We start from the raw sequence: 20,662 nt of genomic DNA, 5'->3' as shown, positions 1-20,662 counted from the left end.
CCGACCCTGGCAGGGCATCTGGAGTCACTACTGGCACCTGAGCCCTATCTCTGGATTTACGGCCAGAAAAAAGTCCTGCCCAATTGCCAGCTGCATATAGTCTGGCCCGCTGACCAACTGCCTGCCCAGGGCCCATGGTTCCAGCGCTGGCAACAGCAGCAGGATACCTGGAGTGATTGCTCAGCAGGCAGTGTAGAGGCTGATAGTGTTGAGCCTGACAGTTTTGAGCCTGACAGTGTTGAGCCTGAAATAGCTGAGCTCGGTAAAGCTGAGTCCATTTTGGCAGAATCCATTATGGCCGCCCCCGGTTTGATCAAACCCTTTTCGTCCCGCCATCCCGATGCAATCCGGCCATTAGGCCGTCTTTTGTCCCGCATCTGGACATTGCCCCAGAGCCCGGATAAAAGTTATCCGGTCATTCCGGTTCAGGCACCGGCTGAGTTTCTGAAACTGCTGGAGGCTCAGCTTCCCATTGAACAGCGGCTGGATCGCGCCGGGACTCTGGAGCCCTTCCACTGGCGTAAGGCCCTGAATAAGTTACTGGCCCATCCGGTGCGGGGTAATGTAACCATTTACAGTTTTGTCAAAGCTCAGATCCGTGCGATATTTCCGGATTCCATGGAAGGGGTTGATCGTGATGGCATCGCTGCCATCCTGAACACCCTGCCAGCCCTGAAGCACCCAAAGGATCTGGTCGATCATTTCTGGCCATTGGCTCGTTATATGGCACCGGCACTGGGCGAGTATTTGCCCGCTATTTTCGGCGAACCTTCTCCCCGCAGCACCCCGAAAATGGCCGCCATTATCCACTCAATATTCCCTCAACAGGGCATTGAGGCTGATCTTTTGCCGGTACTGAACGACAATATCCATCCCTTTTCCGGCCATCGCCTGCGCCTGCTGTACGATGCCCTGCGGGTCTGTGGCAGCCAGAATATCCCGGTGCATCGGCAAGCCCGGGACTTGAACCAGCAACTGACCGCCATTAGCCAATGCCATCCATCTGAGCCACTGGAACCGCTGCAACAGCGGCTTCAGCACGCCTTTCCGGAGCAGACAACCTCCTTGCAGACCCTGGCCTCAGATTGGCTGAAGGCCAGCTGTCATCATCATCAGCAGCAGGGCAAACGGCTTGAACAGCTCACGACCATGCTCAGACAGCATAGGATCATTGAACTCAATGGCCCGGCGGGTACCGGTAAATCCTGCCTGGCTATCGCCACCGGGCAAGCGTTACAGGAACGGCGGCAGGCATCAATGAACCGGCTTGCCGCTGGCCCACAGCCTGACCAGCAGACGGTGAAAACCCTGACCCTGGGACCGAACACCACCTGGGAAGACCTGTACGGTTCGGTCTCCCTGAAACGAGACCGGCAGGGCAATACGGTCTCTCATTCGGTACCCGGCCAGATAACGGATTGGGCCAGGAGAAGACGCCCGGGCCTGCTGGTTATTAATGAAGCCAATCTGGTGCAGCACGGACTATTGTCACCACTGACCGGTTTGCTGCAATCACCTCCCCGGCTCTGCGTCAATGGCCAGACGTTCGAGTTAACAGATAACCACCGGGTTTTGTTGACCGGTAATCCGGAAAATTATCCGGGGCGGAATCTTGACCCTGAATTGCAACGCCGGATTCTGCGCCTGTATTACCGGCCGCTGCCGGAGTCCGTTCTGCAACAAGCCATCATTGAGCCACTCCTGCCGGATAGCTGGCCCATGGAGCTGAGGTCCACCACTTCGGACACCATCCTGTCCCTGCTGGCAGAGTACAGAGAACAGGTATCCACAGACTATGAGCTGACGCCAAGGGACCTGAAAGACATCATGGCCCGGTTCCGGCTGATCACGGCGGATGCACCCTGTCCCACCAGCCAGGCCCAGGTGTTGGCACTGGCTGACGAAGCGTGCGGGCAAAGTCTGGGTGGGCGGATCGATCCGGACCAACGCCCTGAATGGCAAGCGCTCAGGGATTACCGGCACAGTTCCGGTAAGGTGGACCGTTCATTATTGGAGCAGCACCAGCGGGCCTTCACACAGTTTTTCGGACAGTTGGCACAGGTGAACAAAAAGCAATCGACGCCACTGGTTATCGATACTCCGGCCACCAGAGAGTACATAAAAACCTGCTGGCAATTTCTGCAACTCAGGGAACCGGGAAGAGTTGCCATGGTGGTGGAAGGGACTGCCGGGTGGGGTAAGGATGCCCTGTTACTGCTGACCCTGACCACTTGGCAACAGCAAACCGGTAAAGGCTTTCAGCATCTCAATGGGACACCGGACCAGTTTAACCAGTTTGTGCAGGCCTTTAACCGCGCCTGGCGTCTGGGTGAGGTATTAGTGGTCAGTGAGCTCAATATCATTCCTTCCGGGCTATTGGAAGAGTTTCTTAATGACCGCTTGCCGTTGCCGCACAAGGCCGGGTTCAAATTGATAGGTACCGTTAATCCGCCCACCTATCCCGGACGAACGGCATTCCCGCCATCATTGACCAGTCGATTTACCGGCGTTCATATCCACCATGATACCGTGGATGACTACCGGCTCAGGCTGCAAGCCATGGGGGTATCAGAGGAGCTGAGTCGGTGGCTGACCGATTGCGCCAGTGCCCTCAATAATCATTTCCGACAGCGACGCATTCCCCTTGAACTGACGCTGCCGCAGCTGCTCCGGGCGGCTGATCGATTGGGCAAAATCGCCATGGACCAGTGGACTAAACATCTATTACTGGAGTGGTGGCCCTATATGAAGGACTGTAAATACCGCTTTCATTGGCCTTATACTCCTGGAAAGGGGGCTTCCAGAGGTCCGGATACTCATTCACCGAAGATTTTCAGCCTGGGCTCGCCCCCTGGTGTGTCCAAAAACTTTCAGGTAACCCGGTTTTTTCCCGGTAAATGGGATCCCCGTCTGTATCGACTGGAGGTGTGCACAGCCGATGTGACCACTGATAAGCAGGCAGCTATAAGCCTGTTGCCAATACACCCCGTGGAGCAGAGCGATCTTTTGCCCCTGTTAACCGGGCGAACCGATCTGAAGGCCGGCGAAACCCCCGGGCGCATGACACTGGAACCGGGCCGCAATTGGCAACTATTGCCATCGCTGACCCCCAATGACCGGTTGACCGGTCTGAGATCCATTCCGAAACAGACGCAGCTGGCACGGGATAGGCACAGCGACCAATACTTTCTTCGTTCCGTACTCACGGAACCGGTGACGGTAGATTTTATTATTAAGCCTGACCTGACTTATTTTCAGCCGTTAACGGCTGATGATCCCATCAACACACAGCCCCTGCGTTGCCCGCCCCTGATCAAAGTACATCTGGATCAGGAGGTGTTCAGCGAATACCCGGCTCCGGGGTACCGGAAGTTGCGGGAAATAGGGCAGATAGAGAATCTGTCCGAACGGCTACTGGCCCTTATCGATTGGTTCAGGGCATTTTCTTACGATCGTCCTTTTGACGAAACCGGCATCAGCCTGGTCAAGCAATTGTTGCAGGAACAACAGGGAGCCTGCCGCCATCGTGGGTTTCTGTTTCAATTACTCTGTCTTTACTGGGGTATTGAAGCCCGAATAGTACATTCGGTCTCACATGCTTTCGTTGAGGTCAGATCCTGCAATGGGTGGCGACTTTGTGATTTAGGGGGCGCTGGCGGCTCCACTTGCAGTTATTCATCAGAGCCGGAATGGCACAATATTTTCAAATCAGCGCCAGTGGCACCCGTCAATTCGACTTACGCTCAGGACGGAGCCGCTGATGGCTGGAACGGGATATTGTCACTGGCCACTTCTTTGCTCAAGCAACACAAGTGTACTCAATCTGAATTACCCCAAGAGGCGATAAAACATATCCAGGATACCTTTCTGGAAAGGTTCCGGAAAAATTTTCGCCCTATCCCCATAGGCAGGGATTTATCATCAAGTCGATCTAACCCGGTATCGTCAGGTTGCAAATCTCATAACGGTATCTTTGCATTTCAGATTGTCTACCATTGGGTACCGGAACAGTATTTGTTGGCGGCCCGACATGCCATTGACCATTTTTCCACCCTGGCCCCCCCGGAAAAAAAAGCCATTATCGACTGGAGCCACTGTATGCTCTTCTGGTCAACCCGCTTTACGTCTCCCCTGAAGCATCTTTTCTGTGAGTGGTCGGAGTTTGCCTGGCAACTGTATTTGCAAAGCCCGAATGATTTTCCCGTCCTGCCTGTTCAAAGCCTGCAGACCATTATCCGGTTCAATTTTGATCATAATGGCATGGCTCAACGAATAAGCCAGCGCCTGTTCCAGGTTGAGTCCATCGATAAAGTCTATCTGAAAAATGTCCGCGATAGTCCGGAGGTCGGCAATTTTCCCCTGCTGTGCTCCCTGGAACAATTGCCACAGGTGGCGGCTACCGAAGTTTATTGGAGTCATGCCTCCCGGGGCAAACCGGATATTGCCCGACTGATCCGTGGTCAGCCCTGTTTCCCGGAAAAATCAACCTATTACCAGGAAACCAATACCCTGATAGTGTCTGCCCAGTTTTTGATTGACAGGGCGTGGGACACTCTCCGGCAAAGCACCAATAAACTGACCGGCGCAGCCTTTCTTAAGGAACTCCCTGTGCCCCAGATCATGAATACCCTGGATGATCACATCGATGATGCAGAAAATAACCGGCAGTTAATTCGTCTGATCGGCGATCAACGCTTTGCTGACATATATACCCCGGTAATATGTGAAGACCTGAAAAGATTCCGGGTCTTGATCGTTGGCAATTTCCGCGACCGGCTAACCATCTTTGAAAGTGCGGCAGGGCAAAATTTCAACCTGATCGGCAGTGGGATTTTTTCTCCGGGTATTGCCCTGGATTGTGAGGATTCGCTGGGAACCATAAAACGCTTGATCAATGAACATGATGCAACCATTTTAAGCAGATATTAATGGCAATTCAGCCTTCTACGCTTTCGCCTTGAAGTACTGTCAGCGTGATTAAGAATTGATGACGATAAACTAAAGAATAAGGGAAAAGGGCATGCATCAAGTAGTGAATGCACAGTCAGGGTCACCTCTTAGGGTGGACATTAAGCTTACCCCTTCATTTTCAATGGCTTTTGAATGGAACCACGAAGAACACAAAGAGCACGAAGGAAAAGAAAATCTCTTCTTTGTGCTCTTTGTGCTCTTTGTGTTCTTCGTGGTTCCATCTTTAACTACCCGAAGAGGGGAGTATACGCTTAATGTCTACCCTAAGAGGGTCACCTACTCGACCACACTCCGAAATGTTTACCCTGAGAAAAGGAATTAAGAAATAGCACCATTATCGTTTCCTTTTTTCAGTTCACAATCTGAGCAGGAATAACTGTTTAAATAAAATTCCTTCTCTCCGGAAATTTAATGAGATTAAAAATGAATCCTGGTTTTGCTAACGAGCAATCTACTGAAAGACCAAATTTGACTCATGACAGTGTAATGAGTCTAAGTACCGATAAGGCTAACTCTGAAACTTCCGCTCATTCATTGCATTTTTCCGGGATACCTTTGAACAAACTCGGTGATATCTCTACTCATCTGAGCTGTGGTGAAATTCTGGAGTTGCAAAAAGAGTGTGGGCAGATCCATTTGCCGACGGTTACCTCCCGTGACATTAAGGAAAACTGGCCTTTTAAATACCTGTATACCAGACCTGATAAAGCTGAAACCCGGCAGAACGATTCACTCATCACTCACCAACCGGTATTCTCTGAGGAGATACGTCAGATGATTGAATGCCGCGAGTTTAAACTTGAGCGAAAAGGGGTTGCTCATTTTTTTGATGGTCAGAACATAAAAGCGATTTTCAGCCCCTCGGAACGCCATGTCCTGTTCCAGGACTTCTATGTAGTCCGCGGCTGGAGTTGTGATGACAAGGATGACTGGCGGGAGGAAGTTGCACTAAGGGTCCAACCAGATAAAACCACCATCTTCAGCACTTCCGGGCACTATGCGATGGCGGCAGCAGAAGGGTTGTGCAAAGTCTGGAGCTTTGATGGCGGGACCAACTGGCTGGAACAGCTATCGACACATGATATCGGCAGGATTAAGGATGTTCAATTTTCTCCCATAGAGCGGGCACTGGCCATCACCAGTACTCACCGTAACGGCAGTGATGCATTGATGATCTGCGTTCGTCATGACGATAGAGGCTGGATACCGGGATACATGAACAGTGGGTTTGAGAATTTGTCTTTTCAATTCAGTCCTTCCGGTAATTACCTGCTGGTCACGTCCAAACGTGGTGCTGAAATGCTGAGTATTGACTACAACGGCCAGGTCAGATGCCAATATTCATATCCGACCAGCGACAGGTACGTGAACGCTACCTTCAGTCCGACTGGAGATCGTGCTGTTATCCTTTCCAATACTGTGGATTCAGATGAAAACACACTGACAATCATTGGCCCTGTAGGCGACAAGTGGCAAGAGTTGGGATCCCTCAACATGAAAATTATCGGTGTCAAATTCAGTAACTCAGCACGGCATCTAATGATCCACACCATAGACCAGAAAATCAGACTATGGAGTGTGAATGACCAGGGCCGCTATGTTGAAAAGAAAATAATCACTGACCAGCCGTCATTTACGGCTACGCAATTCAGTGCATCAGAAGACATGTTCCTGACTCACAATCCTGATAATGGCTTTGTCCAAATCCTGAATTATAACCGTTCGGGCCAATGGGCAATTCCACATGAAAATACTTATTATTTGTCGCGGAAAGCCTGCTTCAGCGATGACCCGGCATCCAGCTGTATTATGATCAAGGAGGATAATGATGTTCATGTCGTGCATGTTAGCAACGAAGGCCTTTGCCAATTTAAAAAAATCCATTCAGAAGAGAAAATTGATGAGGCAAGCATCAGCCCATCAGGACGCTATGTTCTGACCACTCATTGTGACGATGATGGGCTTATTGCCAAGCTCTGGAGTTTTGACAGTGAGGGTAATTCGTTTGCCAAAACCAGGATTAACCGTCCTGCATCGGTCAACAACGGTTTCAAGGTCAATAAAGCCATATTCAGCGCTTCGGAGCAGTTGCTCCGGCTCTACGGCGGTGGTGGTTTTTTTTCTCTGAATACCATTATCTTTTGGGGGTGTGACAATAACGGCTCATGGACCGAGAGAGGCGTTGTGGACAATGCTGTCTGTGACCGATTGACCGATGAACCTGTCCACAGTCACGCAATGCTCCAGATATTGGCTGGCGACGAGGAACAGGGCGGAGACTTTAAAATCTTCGGCTACGACCGTGATGGCAATTGGTGCCAAAAGGCAAAAAGAAACCACGGTACCACCTTCTCTTCAGGCAGTTTCAGCCCCTCTGGACGAATGCTGTTGACCTGTGGTGACGGCAGCGCCAGCATCTGGCAGATCAACCCTCAGAGTGACAGATCAGAAAACAAATACCCATGACTGGATAAGCAACTAAGATTGAGAGCTGGCGTGAAAAGCTCCGAGAAGAATAAAAATGAATTTATGTTTTGATAACGGTTTCTGGACCGAGCGCGGTGTTGTTGACAATGTCGGCCAAGAGCCCGTCCACAGCCATGCAATGCTCCAGATAATGGCTGTTGACCAGGACAAAAAGAGTGCATTTACGCCTGAAAAACATCATCGGTAGTGCAGCATACACCACGGCTTAATCAGGAATCTGCAGCACCTGACCCACACGAATAGTATTGGCACTGGATAGCCGGTTAGCACGTTTCAGGTCATTCATACTGATATCAAACTGATCGGCAATCTCTGACAGCGTATCCCCGGGTTTAATCACATACCGTGATGGCCGGGTGTTAAGGGTACCCTCCTGTTTCCATTTGGCAACCAGTGTGTCTGGTGGTGGCTTTTTGTAGAACCAGCTTTTCGCGCCATTGAAAATGGCTTTCGCCATCGCCTTCTGGTGACTGCTGCTCTTTAGTTTTCTGGCCTCTCCAGGATTGGTGATAAACCCGGTCTCTATCAGGATGGATGGAATATCCGGAGACTTCAGCACCACAAAGCCGGCCTGTTCCACCTGTTTTTTATGCAGCCGGTTAATCCCACCCATATTGGCCAGAACTTTATTGCCCACTTCCAGGCTGGACGACAACGTTGAGGTCATGGACAGGTCCAGCAGAACGCCGGCCAGAACATCATCCTTATCCCCCAGGGATATACCGCCTTCTCCCCCAATCTGGTCTGATGCGTTCTCTTTCTGGGCCAGCCAGCGAGCCGTTTCCGATGTGGCACCACGGCGTGAAAGGGCATAAACCGACGCCCCATTGGCACGATGATCCTTAAAGCCATCCGCATGGATGGAGATGAACAGATCGGCTTTGTTGTCCCGGGCAATCTGGGTACGACGGCGGAGGTCTATATAATAATCACCCGTGCGCACCAGCACCGGCCGAAACCCCTTCTCTTTAGACAGCAAGTTGGCCAGCTCTTTGGCTATCGCCAGGGTTACCTGTTTCTCATAACCACCGCCGTAGGCAATGGCCCCGGGGTCTTCACCACCATGGCCAGCATCTATCGCCACGATAATATCCCGATAACCAGCGGGCTTCTGCCGGACCACTGGCTGTGGTTTTCTGCTCTTATCATCAAACAGATCAACCACCAGGCGGTGGCCATAGGTCGCATTGGGTTTCAGCAGAAAACTTTCGCTGGACACCTTTTCACTGAGATCCAGAACGATACGCAGGTCACTTTTATTACGGGGACCATGGCGGATCTTTTGAATCGGTGTATCTTTCAGCTGCAGGCCACTGAATGAGCCACTGAGCCGGGCACCGTCAACATCAATAACCAGTCGGCTGGGGTTGCTCAGGTGGAATTTATGGTGTTCAACCGCATCGGAAACATCAAACACAAGTCGTGTTTTATCCGGCGACCGCCAGAGTCTGACATTTTTAATCAGCTTATAGACCGCTTCGGCTACCTGAACCTTTAGGGCTGCAAGCCCCACGGCCAGAATACCCAGCTGCCTGACAAAACGACGCCTGCCACCGGAAAATAACGGTTCAACCTCACGACAAGAGGCGGCTCTTTTTCGGGTAGGTGTTGCTGTGCGATGTCTTATCGAAAGCCTGGCCAGAACCCTGCGAACAATCCCTGTTCTCTGACTCATCCGCCCCCCTGAAGTGCTCTTATGGTTTCCAGCGCACGCTTCCCTTTATCAGTCACTGCGACAATCGTTGCTTTCCTGCCGGATAACTCACTCTGGTCAAACGAGTGATAGGCAAAGGTAATGTCCAGATCAGCCTCTGGCAGCTCCCCCTGTCCGCGGGTTGGCCACTCAACCAGACACAGCGCCGCTTCGCTGAAATAATCCCGACCACCAATAAATTCCAACTCCTCAGGGTCGGCAAGGCGATAAAGATCAAAGTGGTAAACCTTATGGTTATTGACCTCGTAAGGCTCCACCAGTGTATAAGTCGGGCTTTTTACCGCGCCCTGATGGCCAAGATGCCGAAGGACACCCCGGCAGAACGTGGTTTTACCCGCGCCAAGATCACCATGCAGAAAAACAATGCCCTGGTCACCCAGGGCTTCTGCCAGATGCCCCCCCAGCGCCACCATGGCGTCTTCATTTTTTATCAGCAGTTCATATCTGCCTTGCATAAGCCTTTCCATCACAGCCAGTTGCCTGACCCTTAATGACCAATGATAAAATTCAATCGTTGTCGAATAACCGGAATCAACTCCGTTGCCCTTAAGCCGGTTTCACCCTGACCGGCAACCACCTCATCGGCAGCAGAAGCATGCAGCCAGGCCGCCATTTGGGCCGCCCTGAAAGGTGTCAGCCCCTGGGCCAGCAGTGCGCCAATAACGCCACTGAGCACATCCCCCATACCGGCCACCGCCATGCCCGGGTTGCCCTCAGAGCACAGCGCGGTGTTCTGGCCATCAAACAGCAGCGTTCCCGCCCCTTTCAGTAGCAGGGCAATCTCTGGCTGCCTGTGCGCTGCACCCTCGCCAGTAAGAGCAGTTAATTGTCGATGACTGTCTACCAGCGCTGCAAATCGATTGTTCTGAATCGTTGGAATATCCAAACCCGATAAACGAGCCAGCTCACCAGGATGAGGGGTGAAAATAATCGGGTACTTTCGTCCATTTAGCAATTGTGGATGATCCGATAACAGGTTCAGGGCATCAGCATCCAGCACCACCGGGCACTCTGCCGCCAGGGCATCCTTGAGCAGCTGCAGACCCCAGTCATCCCGGGCTAAACCCGGGCCAATAACCATGACACTCTTTCCTTCAGCCAGGGAACCAAGGCCAGATCCGCGCTTTACCGATACCCCCATCACCTCAGGGCAGCGAACAGCCAGCGCCGCAAGGTGTCGCTTGCGGGTAGCCACCGTGACACGGCCAGCACCGCAATGGAGGGCGGACTCAGCGGCCATCATGATCGCCCCCGGCATCCCGTGGTTGCCACCGATAAGCAGCACATGCCCAAAATCACCTTTATGGGCGGCACGGCTTTTGGGTGACAGCCAACCGCGAAACTGCTCCGGAGCAATTCGTCGACAGTCAGCAGGAACGGTTTGATAGACCGGTTCAGGCACGCCCAGGTCATTAAAGACCAGCTCGCCACAGTATTCTGGTCCCAACCCTGTCATCAGCCCCTGCTTCAGGCCAATAAAAGAGACGGTAACCCTGGCCTTGACCGCCACTCCCAGTGGAACTCCGGTATCAGCACAAAGGCCGGACGGGATATCCACAGCACACACCGGACTGTCAAGATGATTCAGCCGTTTGATGGCATCCTGATAGTCACCCCGCACCTCACCACAAAGCCCGGTACCGAGCATGGCATCCACAACCACATCCGCACACAGGGACTGGGTGCTGTTGTAAGGTCGAATCACCACGCCAGCATCAACGCAGGCCTGCCAGGCAGTGAGGGCATCGCCGTTAAGCTCTGCTGGATTTTTCACCGCCAGTACCGAAACCCTCAGCCCCTGCTCTTTGGCCAGTTTGGCGACCATATAGCCATCGCCACCGTTGTTGCCTGCCCCACACAACACCAGCAGGGTTCCGGCTTCTGGCCAGTAGTGGCCAATCGTGGACAATACGGTGCTGGCCGCCCTGGTCATCAGCTCAAAACCCGGGATGCCGTGCTGGTGGATGGCCACATGATCCAGTTGTCGAACCTGATCGGCAGTGTAGAGAGACTCTGGTAAGCTCTTATTCATAAGCGTGCCCGCGATGATACAATAGAGATTGTATTTTGCATTCAAACTGCGCCAAACAATTTATTCCAAAAGAGTTAATCCAATTCAGTGTCTGAACCGTTATCTTCACCACCCACTTTAACCACATTGACGGACTCATCGCCAGCACCGGCTATGGAAAAACTCGTTGGGAAAATTCGTACCTGGGCCAGAGAGCTTGGCTTTCAGGCGATCGGCATTACCGAAGCCAAAATACCTGAAGATGATCTTAAGCATCTGGCAGCCTGGCTGGCGAAAGGGTATCACGGTGATATGGCCTATATGGCCCAGCACGGTGAGCTGCGGGCACACCCGGAGCAACTGCATCCCGGCGCATTAAGGGTGATTTCTGCCCGTATGGATTACCTGCCAGCGGATACTGAAACCGTCAAACTGCTCAACGAACCGGAAAAAGCCTATGTCTCCCGCTATGCCCTGGGCCGGGACTACCATAAGTTGATCCGCAAACGGCTCACCCAGCTGGGCAGGCAGATTGAAGCTGCCGTTGGAGATCATGGCTATCGCGCCTTTGTGGACAGTGCGCCAGTGATGGAGCGCCCATTGGCGCAACAGGCCGGACTGGGCTGGATGGGCAAGCACTCACTGATACTGAACCGTCAGGCTGGCTCCTTTTTCTTTCTTGGTGAGCTGTTCACCAACCTCCCGCTGCCTGTGGATAAGCCTTACGAAAATAATCACTGCGGACGCTGTACCTCCTGTATGGACAAGTGCCCAACCCGGGCCATTGTGGCTCCCTACAAGGTGGATGCCCGCCGCTGTATCTCTTACCTGACCATCGAAAACAAGGGTCCCATTCCTGAAGAACTGCGCCCTCTGATGGGCAATCGCATCTATGGCTGTGATGACTGCCAGCTGGCCTGCCCCTGGAACCGTTTTGCCAAGCCAACCCGGGAGCCGGACTTTCAACCTCGTCACCATCTGGACGACAGTGATCTGGTCGATCTTTTCCACTGGAGTGAAGAACAGTTTCTGGAACGAACCGCGGGCTCGCCTATTCGCAGGGCAGGTTATGAAAGCTGGTTGCGTAATATCGCCGTGGCACTGGGCAATGCTCCGGGCAGTGACGCCATTATTGCGGCTCTGAAAAGTCGTCTGGATTATCCATCAGAGCTGGTTCAGGAGCATGTCCTCTGGGCTCTCAAGCAACACGATGCCAGGAGGCTGTCCGAGAATAGACTGCCCTACGCGGCAACTGCTCCTGCGTTGCTCTAGCTCCTGCATCCATGCAGTCGTGCGGCGACAGCAAATTGGTCTAAAAATTCGCTTTTGTTCGGCAAATAGCCCCGCTATTCACCTCACAAAACCGATTTTTTATCCTCAATTTTCTGTCGTCCTCGCTACGGGCGCTATTCTCGGACAGCCTCCCAGGTGCTGATGCAGATTGTCCACAGGTGAATCAAGACGGCCATTTCCCGTTACTGAATCTAACGGGCTTGTTAGTGATCTGTCCCGTCGATCAACTAATCTTGGGACAGTAATCATGGCGACTTTATTTTTGACTTGAATCAGGAAAAAGTCTCTTGGAACAATAACTAACAAGGCAGATTATAATCATGAAATCGACTAAACCTATTTTTTTTACGCTACTGTTATCCCTGATGACCAGCAACCTGACTCTTGCAGCCGACGGTGGGAATGACACCGTCTGGATATTTGGCTATGGCAGCCTGATGTCTACGCTTGCCCGCACCGCTACCGCAGAAGACCCCCAAGATGCCGAGTACCTGCCGGTCAGAGTTCATGATATGGCCAGAAAGTGGAATCTCTGGATAGAAAAAGCCACACAGAGAGCGCTGAACATCGAAGCATCCCCCGGAGATTACCTTAATGGCTTACTCTTTCCCGTGAAAACCAAAGATCTGCCAGCTTTTGACATACGCGAAGGGGCATACCATCGAGTAAAAATAGCCAAAGATAAAGTGTCATTTTATCGGGAGGATCACAGGAATAAGGTTCTTGGAACCCACGATGACGTTGAAATTTATGCCTACCTCCCCAACTACAAGTTTTACTTTGGTCCGGAAGATACGGAAAAGAAAATCGCCATGTCCTACCTGAATATTGTCCGTTCCGGCTGTGTTGAAGTAGACCAGACCAATAATCTCAATGGCCAGTTCATCATGGACTGTCACAAAACGCTGGGCCTTGAAGAGTATGACACCTTTCAAGATGAAGACCAGCCCACCTACATAAGACACCCGAAAAAATTGCTGAACAAAGCAGAGCAAAGAGTGGATTTTCTGAAGGGGTATCTGGAAAAAGACTGGCCCAATTATCTTGAAATCGTCAGGAAATATTGGGGGTTCTGATATCTGGGGGTCGCCGCCCGCTACCCGCAAAAGCGCAAGCGGTTCCGGCTTTTGCGGGTAGCGTGAAGCGGGAAGCGTCTGTAGGAATATTGAAGTTATTTCAGGACCATTCCTAAACAGGCAACCCAAACCTCGGCAGAGACAATCCCTTATACACCGCCATCAGCCTGAGAATAAGGACAACTGCAGCCGCAATAATTGACGTGTGGTTTATGTTTTGGAGCAATGGCTCCAGCAATATGAACACCGCGCCTCCCGCCATGGCTGCGGATGCATAGATCTCCTGTCTCAATACCATGGGAATCTCCCCGGCCAGCATATCCCGGATGGCACCACCACCACAGCCTGTCAATACCCCCATCATCACAGCGACCATTGGCTCCACACCAAATGACAACGACTTGGTCACGCCGATGACCACAAAGACCGCCAGCCCCAGGGCGTCAGAGACCTGAAGAATCCACTTGCTGCGCTCATGCCACTGGCGAACCAGGATGGCAAACAGCGTCGTAGCCAGAATAACCAGCAGGTAGAGCGTATCCTGTATCCAGAATAGGGGCGTAGAGGAGAGCAAAACGTCTCGAATAGTTCCGCCCCCAACGGCAGTCACGAAGGCGAGTACCATTGCGCCAAACAGGTCCATGTCTTTACGGCAGGCCAGCCAGACACCACTGATCGCAAAAACCGCAGTACCAAAAAGGTCGAGAATATAGAGCAGCATTAACGAACCTACGGAGAAAAGGTCATTGGATTATAGATTATAAATTCGTCTTCCACGGCCAGATATAGTCATATACCGGCATTCTTTCCGAATACCGACAGGCTCCTGGTTTAATGAGCTTGATGGGTGTCGTTATTAAATGTCTCCGGACTCCGTTCGTCCTGAGCTTGTCGAAGGGCGCAAACTCCGGCCTCCGATAGATCGTGCCAAACACCCTTCGTCCGTGCATCCTGAGCCGAGCTGAAGGGCGCTCAGGGTGAACGGAGATTGTATACATCAAACTCTTTGAAACGATGTACTAGTCTTCGTTACTCCTGATGAGGATTAACCGCCATGAATAAACCCGATATTCACAATGGCAGGCTGCCAGCAGAAGAGTACCGCCGCAACTTTGCCGACATCAAGCCTCCCCTCAGTGATTACCAGGCTCATATTGAAGCCAGCCGATGCCTTTACTGCGAAGCGGCACCCTGTATCCCGGCCTGTCCCACCGGTATCAATATTCCCTCTTTTATCAATCGTATCGCCACTGACAATATCGACGGTGCTGCACAGGCCATTCTGGATGCCAATATTCTGGGAGGAAGCTGTGCCCGGGTCTGTCCAACCGAGGTTCTCTGCGAGCAGGCCTGCGTCAGAAATCATGAGCCAGAGTGCCTTCCGGTGAAAATCGGCCTGCTGCAGCGTTATGCCATCGATAACCGCCAGTCAGCCGACCACCCATTTACCCGCCTGCCGGAAACGGGAAAAGCCATGGCCGTTGAGGATGCCCTCCCGGCCATATCCTCCCTTCGTCAATGCCATGATCTGAGCCAATTGCCTGTTGGCCGACGTATAGTGGTTATTGGCGGGGGCAACACCGCTATTGATATTGCCTGCCAATGCAAACGGCTGGGCGCAGAGGACGTCACCATTGCCTATCGTCGTGGCCGTGAACAGATGTCAGCCACCGGTCATGAACAGGCTTTCGCCCGGGATAATGGTGTTCGCATCCTCACCATCGAACTGATCACCGATCGCCCGCTGCAGGTGAGTCTGGACGAGATACGCCAAACCAAAAAAGACTGGCCAGACCGGGCACTGCTGGTCTCGCTGATCAATACCATTAACTCCATTACCGGTATTGATCTGGACCGGATGGTGGGATATCACGCCGTCAACGATAAGTTCACCAGTGGCGGTTATTGTGGCGAAGCGGTGAAACCCATCGCCCTGAATATGGTCGGGCAGATTGCCCGCAGCCCGGACACCGCCGGACTGCCCATCTCAGCCATTGGCGGCATCAGTACCTGGCGGGACGCAGCCGAATTTATGGCGTTAGGGGCGGGCACCGTTCAGGTTTGTACCGCCGCCATGCTGAACGGTTTTAAAATTGTACAGGACATGATTGATGGCCTGTCCCGGTGGATGGACCGCAAACACTATCCGACCCTGGACAGCTTTCAAGGCGCTGCCGTCCCCAATCTGACCGACTGGAAATACCTGAACCTGAATTACAAGACCATTGCCCACATTGATCAGGACAGCTGTATCCAATGCGGCAGATGCTATGCAGCCTGTGAAGATGCTGCCCATCAGGCCATTGCCATGACACCGATAAAACAGTCAACCCAGCACCGGTTTGGGGTGATCGAGGAGGCCTGCGTAGGGTGCAACCTCTGCCAGATCACCTGCCCAGTGGATAACTGTATATCCATGGTCAGGCAGCAAACCGGCAAACCTTACCTGAACTGGACGCAGCATCCGAATAACCGGGGTCAGGAAGGTAACCTATCGACGGAGCAAACCTGATTTTTCAGTGCCGGAGTATGCCATGAATTCACTGGAGCATGCAGTTGTCTGTGGTGACCATGTCATGGTCAAAACCCTTCTGGACAAGGGGGCGGACCCGGATATTCCCGGAAATAACAATGAAACCCCGCTGCACCGGGCAGTTAACGCTGGTCACCATGTTATTGCCAAGACCCTGCTGACCTACGGGGCTGACCCAAACCTCAAGGACATTAGTGGAAGGACAGCCTTGCATTTTGCCGCTCTCGAAGGTCACCATGCTATGGTCGAGCCCCTGCTGGCCATTGGGGCTGACGCGAACCTCAAGGACGTAAACGGATGCACACCTTTGCAATGTGCAGCTGGCAACCGTCATCGCGCTGTGTACGATTCACTGCTACCTAAAACTCAGCAGCCGGACTGGAACAGCCTTTTACAGGTATTTTCCCGTTCAGGTTGGAAGGATCAAGTTGAGGTGGCACTGGCCAGGGGGGCTAACCCGAATATCCAGGACAGTGATGGTGATACACCTTTGGGAGGAGCAGCTACGGCTGGCCACCATGCTATTGTCGAGACCCTGCTGGACAACGGGGCTAACCCAAATATTCCCGATAGTGGTCATTACACCCCGCTGCACCGGGCAGCGGCCATTGGTCATCATCCTATGGTTGAGACCCTGCTGAACAGAGGGGCTGACCCGAACCTAAAGGATGGGACTGGACGGAAAGCCTTGACATCTGGGCTTAACAGTGATTACCCAGATGTATACAGAACCCTGTTACCTGTAACCCATCAGCCGGACTGGAACAGCCTGTTACCGAAACTTGTCTACGAAGGATGGAAAGATCAAGTTGAGGCGGCACTGGTCAACGGGGCTGATCCGAATAAGCCCGATTTTTGCCATAAAACCCAGCTGCACAGGGCAGCTGAGGCTGGTCACTGTGACATTGTCAAGACTCTGCTGGTCAACGGGGCTGATCCGAAATTCAAAGACTGGAATGGACGGACAGCCTGTCAATGTGCAATGACAGAAACCATTAAAGAAGCAATCCAGCATTTCATGGCTGAACCTCACTCTCTCCAATTCTACTGCCGGGCCAGCATCCGGGGTCGGCTGGTTAAGTGTCTGCCCGACAACGGACTACCAATGAAGGAGGCGATCAGGTTTCTGCCGCTTAATCCTCCAGCAATGCAGTACGTCGATCGCCTGCTGTCACTGTAGGGCGAGCCGGAGCTGCTCCGGGAGGCTGTCCGGAAATAGACTGCCCTGCACGGCAACTGCTCCTGCGTTGCTCTGGCTCCTGCATTCATGCAGTCGTGCGGTTGCAATCAATTGGTCTAAAAATCCGCTGTTGTTCGGCAAATCCTATCTAAACTGGACACAGCACCTGAATAGCAAGGGTCAGGAAAGTAACCTAACGACGGATCAAACCTGAATTTCTATTGAGGGAGTACGTCACATTATGAACACTCTGGCTGAAGCAGCTGAAGATGGTGACCTTGCCAGGGTCGAAACCCTTCTGGACTCAGGGGCTAATCCGAACAATTACCTATATGCCTGTTACACCCCGCTGCAGCATGCCGCTATGGAGGGGCACCATGCTATTGTCAAGATCCTGCTGGCCTACCGGGCTGACCCGAACCTCACCGGGGGTTTGATGTCAGCCTTAGACTTTGCCGTTGAATATGGTCATCTTGATGTATACAAAACCCTGCTACTTGTCACCCATCAGCTGGACTGGAACAGACTGTTACAGAGATTTTCCCTTCATGGATGGGAGGATCAAGTTGAAGTGGCATTGGCCAAAGGAGCTGACCCGAACACTCTCGTGGATGGCAGCACCCCGCTGCACGAGGCAGCTGCCGCTGGTCACCTTGCTATTGTCGTGGTCCTGCTGGCTAACGGAGCTGCCCCGAACATTCTCGGAAATGGCAATTACACCGCGCTGCACAGGGCAGCCATCGCTGGTCACTCTGCTATTGTCGAGACCCTGCTGGCCTCCGGGGCTGACCCGAACCTCAAGTGCATGAATGGGTTGACAGCCTTGCAATCTGCTGTTGACTGCGGTCATCTCGAGGTATACGAAAACCTGTTACCTAAAACCCATCAGCTGGACTGGAACAGCCTGTTGCAGAAATTTTCCATTCATGGATGGGGGGATCAAGTTGAAGTGGCGCTGGTCAAGGGGGCTGACCCGAACAGGCCCGGAGTTGTCAACTACACCCCGCTGCACCGGGCAGCTGATGCGGGTCACCTTGCTATTGTCGAGACCCTGCTGGCCAGCGGAGCTGACCCGAATATGCCCGGAAAGGACGATCATACCCCGCTGCACCAGGCAGTCACTGCCTGCCTCGATGCTTGCAATGATCGCAATGCGATTGTCGAGACACTTCTGGTTAACGGAGCTGATCCGAACCTAAGGGATAAGTATGGTCGGGCCGCCTGGCAACATGGAACGCCTGCAACAAAAAACATCATCCAGAATTTTATTTCTGTCCCTCGTTTGCCGTCTCTCAAATCCCTCTGCCGGAGCAGCATCCGGGGCCGACTGATCAAACACCTGGATCGCAACAAGCTGCCAATGAAGCAGGCGGTCAATTCGCTGCCGCTGCCTTATTCGGTAAAGCAGTACATCTACCTGCCGCTGTCACGGTAGAGCGAGCCGGAGCTACCCTGGCAGGGCATAGGCGTGCCATATCGCCGATTCTTGCCGTTTTCCTGAACGCCTCCACAGCGAAAAGGCAGCGACAAAAATTCCAGTACCATGATTTATATTGCTCAGTGCTACAACTCACATCTTCGTTCTCACGGGCACCGAACAGAACCAGGGCATTGTGATTGTTATCCAACCGGCAACTGCCTGACCAGGGTAATGTTATCCGGCGACATGTCTGCCCCCCAGGCCATCACCTCCACACCAGCGGCCACCGCCTTTTGCAGTTCTTCTGCATAAACCGGATCAATCGCCTGTGCCGCCGCCACATGGTCAATACCGGTATGCTGAACGCAGAAAAACAACACGGATCGATGGCCATCAGCAACCATCTGGGTGAGTTCCCGCAGATGTTTGGTGCCCCGGCTGGTGACGGCATCCGGGAACAGGCCAAGCCCATTCCCCATTGCCAGCGTGACACTTTTGACTTCCACATAACAGTCGGGCAGGCCTTCCTGTTGCAGCAGCAGATCAATGCGGCTCTTTTCTTCACCATAACGAACTTCACGGTGGACGCTCTGGTAGTCGGACAGCTCTGACACCTGGCCAGACCGCACAAGCTCCTCAACCAGGGCATTGGCCCGTCCGGTATTCAGCCCTGCCAGGGTGAGGCGTTGTTCGCCGTTAAACTCCACCGGAATTTCCGCCTGTTCCCAGGTACAGGGGTATTTACGCCGGGGATTTCCTGAGTCGGAATACCATACCCGATACCCCGGGTAGAGGCAGTTTTTCATGGAGCCGGTATTGGGGCAATGCAGGGTAATCTGTGAGCCATCAGCCAGCTCAACATCGGCCATGAACCGTTTGTATCTTTTTATCAGGCGGGCCTCAGATAGCTGATTATCGTATTTCATCAGGGTTGCTCATTACTAAATTTCATTAATTTACGTATTGAAATTCTAAAATAGAATCCTAAGATGCCGATTCATCATACCTGACCTTGCACGGCTGACAGGCTTTCTGAATCCATTGGGTAGCAGATTCGGAGAATATTATCAGTTGACCTGAGTACAGGTTTTGGTCAATGTCAGAAAGCGGATGACATTTTTTTATGGCGTCTTGCCATGGGTTTTGGTAGTTTCTCCGCTTCTTTAAGGAAGGCAAGAGGCAAGTGCCAGGAGCTTTTGTTCTCGCCAGGCACCCGTGGTGTTGACCTTGGCTTTCAGGGAGCCGGTTTGCCGGCAATAACAGAGGGATCGCAGAGGCTGCTGTCATCAGGCAGAATGCGAGCGCCTCTAAATGGAGAGATCCAGGATTCTTGCTCATTTGGGAGATCCCCTGGCTCATGAATAGAAGGTGGTGAGGCTGTAATCATGTCAGCACAGAAAAACGCGGATACAGGCAATCTGCTCAAATCGTATACCCCATACCAGGAAAAGGATGGGGAAGAATACATGAACGAGCAACAGATCGCTCACTTCACCAGGATCCTGCAAAACTGGAAGCAGGAGCTGATGGAAGAAGTGGATCGTACAGTGAACCATATGCAGGATGAGGCCGCGAACTTCCCTGATCCGGCAGACCGCGCCAGTCAGGAAGAAGAGTTCAGCCTTGAACTGAGAACCCGTGACCGTGAGCGTAAACTGATCAAGAAAATCAACGATACGCTGTCCCGGATCGAAGAAGACGATTACGGTTTCTGCGACAGCTGTGGCGTAGAAATCGGCATTCGTCGCCTGGAAGCCCGCCCCACTGCTACGTTGTGTATCGACTGTAAGACACTGGCCGAGATCAAGGAAAGACAGCTGGGTAACTGATGTACCCGGATGATGAATCAGGCTGTGGTACGTCGAGTATCCCAGTTTGATTCATTCTCGACCGGTTCTTTATAGCTAAGGAGCTGTCCTGAAATCACTTCGACATTTCTATAGACGCTACCCGAAAAGTCGGAACCGTTTGTGCTTG

At 52.5% G+C, this 20,662-nt stretch carries 15 protein-coding genes and 1 pseudogene; 11 read left to right on the top strand and 5 right to left on the bottom strand.

Translation table 11 applies throughout. The annotated features are described in order from the left end of the window. From CX664_RS03945 to CX664_RS26165, 4 genes are all read left to right on the top strand, one after another. A partial coding sequence (locus tag CX664_RS03945) for an AAA family ATPase (RefSeq protein WP_145999804.1) occupies positions 1-4,929 on the top strand: 4,929 nt, incomplete at its 5' end. Positions 4,930-5,020: 91 nt separating this feature from the next. Continuing rightward, on the top strand, positions 5,021-5,293 hold the full coding sequence (locus CX664_RS03940; RefSeq protein WP_101745471.1) for a hypothetical protein: 273 nt from the start codon (positions 5,021-5,023) through the stop codon (positions 5,291-5,293). A 164-nt stretch (positions 5,294-5,457) separates the two neighbouring features. Further along, on the top strand, positions 5,458-7,437 hold the full coding sequence (locus CX664_RS03935; protein WP_145999803.1) for a WD40 repeat domain-containing protein: 1,980 nt from the start codon (positions 5,458-5,460) through the stop codon (positions 7,435-7,437). A 55-nt stretch (positions 7,438-7,492) separates the two neighbouring features. Beyond that, on the top strand, positions 7,493-7,645 hold the full coding sequence (locus CX664_RS26165; RefSeq protein ID WP_180966365.1) for a hypothetical protein: 153 nt from the start codon (positions 7,493-7,495) through the stop codon (positions 7,643-7,645). Between the two features lie 18 nt (positions 7,646-7,663). Here CX664_RS26165 and CX664_RS03930 read toward each other — a convergent pair whose 3' ends face one another. Genes CX664_RS03930 through CX664_RS03920 form a run of 3 tightly spaced genes read right to left on the bottom strand, consistent with a single transcriptional unit; the run spans position 7,664 to position 11,204 of the window. Beyond that, positions 7,664-9,133, bottom strand: a complete 1,470-nt coding sequence (locus CX664_RS03930; protein ID WP_101745469.1) for an N-acetylmuramoyl-L-alanine amidase — start codon at positions 9,131-9,133, stop codon at positions 7,664-7,666. Beyond that, positions 9,130-9,627, bottom strand: coding sequence for a tRNA (adenosine(37)-N6)-threonylcarbamoyltransferase complex ATPase subunit type 1 TsaE (gene tsaE, locus CX664_RS03925; RefSeq protein WP_101745472.1), 498 nt, complete (start codon positions 9,625-9,627; stop codon positions 9,130-9,132). Before tsaE ends, CX664_RS03930 begins: the two co-directional genes overlap by 4 nt. A 32-nt stretch (positions 9,628-9,659) precedes the next feature. Beyond that, on the bottom strand, positions 9,660-11,204 hold the full coding sequence (locus CX664_RS03920; protein WP_101745468.1) for an NAD(P)H-hydrate dehydratase: 1,545 nt from the start codon (positions 11,202-11,204) through the stop codon (positions 9,660-9,662). A gap of 153 nt (positions 11,205-11,357) precedes the next feature. On the opposite strand from CX664_RS03920, the gene queG reads away from it, so the two are divergent. Both queG and CX664_RS03910 read left to right on the top strand, forming a co-directional pair. Next, positions 11,358-12,455: a tRNA epoxyqueuosine(34) reductase QueG gene (queG, locus tag CX664_RS03915; RefSeq protein ID WP_101745467.1), complete on the top strand. Its 1,098-nt coding sequence runs from the start codon at positions 11,358-11,360 to the stop codon at positions 12,453-12,455. A 341-nt stretch (positions 12,456-12,796) separates the two neighbouring features. Next, complete coding sequence (locus CX664_RS03910; RefSeq protein WP_101745466.1) at positions 12,797-13,552, top strand: gamma-glutamylcyclotransferase family protein; 756 nt, start codon at positions 12,797-12,799, stop codon at positions 13,550-13,552. 112 nt (positions 13,553-13,664) lie between these two features. Here CX664_RS03910 and CX664_RS03905 read toward each other — a convergent pair whose 3' ends face one another. Continuing rightward, on the bottom strand, positions 13,665-14,273 hold the full coding sequence (locus tag CX664_RS03905) for a trimeric intracellular cation channel family protein (protein WP_101745465.1): 609 nt from the start codon (positions 14,271-14,273) through the stop codon (positions 13,665-13,667). 333 nt (positions 14,274-14,606) lie between these two features. Between CX664_RS03905 and CX664_RS27970 the strand changes: the two are divergent. From CX664_RS27970 to CX664_RS03890, 4 genes and pseudogenes are all read left to right on the top strand, one after another. Next, a pseudogene (locus CX664_RS27970) lies at positions 14,607-14,972 on the top strand (dihydropyrimidine dehydrogenase); the annotation flags it as partial. A 54-nt stretch (positions 14,973-15,026) separates the two neighbouring features. Beyond that, positions 15,027-16,064 (top strand): NAD-dependent dihydropyrimidine dehydrogenase subunit PreA, encoded by a 1,038-nt coding sequence (gene preA, locus CX664_RS26935; RefSeq protein WP_338063466.1) that lies wholly within the window; start codon positions 15,027-15,029, stop codon positions 16,062-16,064. Positions 16,065-16,086: 22 nt separating this feature from the next. Further along, on the top strand, positions 16,087-17,265 hold the full coding sequence (locus CX664_RS03895) for an ankyrin repeat domain-containing protein (protein WP_101745463.1): 1,179 nt from the start codon (positions 16,087-16,089) through the stop codon (positions 17,263-17,265). Between the two features lie 241 nt (positions 17,266-17,506). Then, complete coding sequence (locus CX664_RS03890; RefSeq protein ID WP_101745462.1) at positions 17,507-18,700, top strand: ankyrin repeat domain-containing protein; 1,194 nt, start codon at positions 17,507-17,509, stop codon at positions 18,698-18,700. 185 nt (positions 18,701-18,885) lie between these two features. On the opposite strand, the gene sfsA is transcribed toward CX664_RS03890, so the two are convergent. Further along, positions 18,886-19,611, bottom strand: a complete 726-nt coding sequence (sfsA, locus tag CX664_RS03885; protein WP_101745461.1) for a DNA/RNA nuclease SfsA — start codon at positions 19,609-19,611, stop codon at positions 18,886-18,888. Between the two features lie 459 nt (positions 19,612-20,070). Between sfsA and dksA the strand changes: the two genes are divergently transcribed. Continuing rightward, complete coding sequence (gene dksA, locus CX664_RS03875) at positions 20,071-20,514, top strand: RNA polymerase-binding protein DksA (RefSeq protein WP_101745459.1); 444 nt, start codon at positions 20,071-20,073, stop codon at positions 20,512-20,514. Positions 20,515-20,662 lie beyond the last annotated feature (148 nt).

The sequence above is a fragment of the Endozoicomonas acroporae genome (assembly GCF_002864045.1).
Classification (GTDB): Bacteria; Pseudomonadota; Gammaproteobacteria; order Pseudomonadales; family Endozoicomonadaceae; genus Endozoicomonas; species Endozoicomonas acroporae.
The sequence above is the reverse complement of the archived record's forward strand: the minus strand, read 5'-3'. Positions and strand labels throughout refer to the sequence as shown.

What these genes read in the sequence shown, in the direction of transcription:
- CX664_RS03930 (WP_101745469.1), bottom strand. Translation starts at nt 9,133, where the DNA reads ATGAGTCAGAGAACAGGGATTGTTCGCAGGGTTCTGGCCAGGCTTTCG.
- CX664_RS03935 (WP_145999803.1), top strand. Translation starts at nt 5,458, where the DNA reads ATGAGTCTAAGTACCGATAAGGCTAACTCTGAAACTTCCGCTCATTCA.
- CX664_RS03920 (WP_101745468.1), bottom strand. Translation starts at nt 11,204, where the DNA reads ATGAATAAGAGCTTACCAGAGTCTCTCTACACTGCCGATCAGGTTCGA.
- CX664_RS03905 (WP_101745465.1), bottom strand. Translation starts at nt 14,273, where the DNA reads ATGCTGCTCTATATTCTCGACCTTTTTGGTACTGCGGTTTTTGCGATC.
- preA (WP_338063466.1), top strand. Translation starts at nt 15,027, where the DNA reads ATGGCCGTTGAGGATGCCCTCCCGGCCATATCCTCCCTTCGTCAATGC.
- queG (WP_101745467.1), top strand. Translation starts at nt 11,358, where the DNA reads ATGGAAAAACTCGTTGGGAAAATTCGTACCTGGGCCAGAGAGCTTGGC.
- dksA (WP_101745459.1), top strand. Translation starts at nt 20,071, where the DNA reads ATGTCAGCACAGAAAAACGCGGATACAGGCAATCTGCTCAAATCGTAT.
- tsaE (WP_101745472.1), bottom strand. Translation starts at nt 9,627, where the DNA reads ATGCAAGGCAGATATGAACTGCTGATAAAAAATGAAGACGCCATGGTG.
- CX664_RS03890 (WP_101745462.1), top strand. Translation starts at nt 17,507, where the DNA reads ATGAACACTCTGGCTGAAGCAGCTGAAGATGGTGACCTTGCCAGGGTC.
- CX664_RS03940 (WP_101745471.1), top strand. Translation starts at nt 5,021, where the DNA reads ATGCATCAAGTAGTGAATGCACAGTCAGGGTCACCTCTTAGGGTGGAC.
- sfsA (WP_101745461.1), bottom strand. Translation starts at nt 19,611, where the DNA reads ATGAAATACGATAATCAGCTATCTGAGGCCCGCCTGATAAAAAGATAC.
- CX664_RS03910 (WP_101745466.1), top strand. Translation starts at nt 12,797, where the DNA reads ATGAAATCGACTAAACCTATTTTTTTTACGCTACTGTTATCCCTGATG.
- CX664_RS03895 (WP_101745463.1), top strand. Translation starts at nt 16,087, where the DNA reads ATGAATTCACTGGAGCATGCAGTTGTCTGTGGTGACCATGTCATGGTC.
- CX664_RS26165 (WP_180966365.1), top strand. Translation starts at nt 7,493, where the DNA reads ATGAATTTATGTTTTGATAACGGTTTCTGGACCGAGCGCGGTGTTGTT.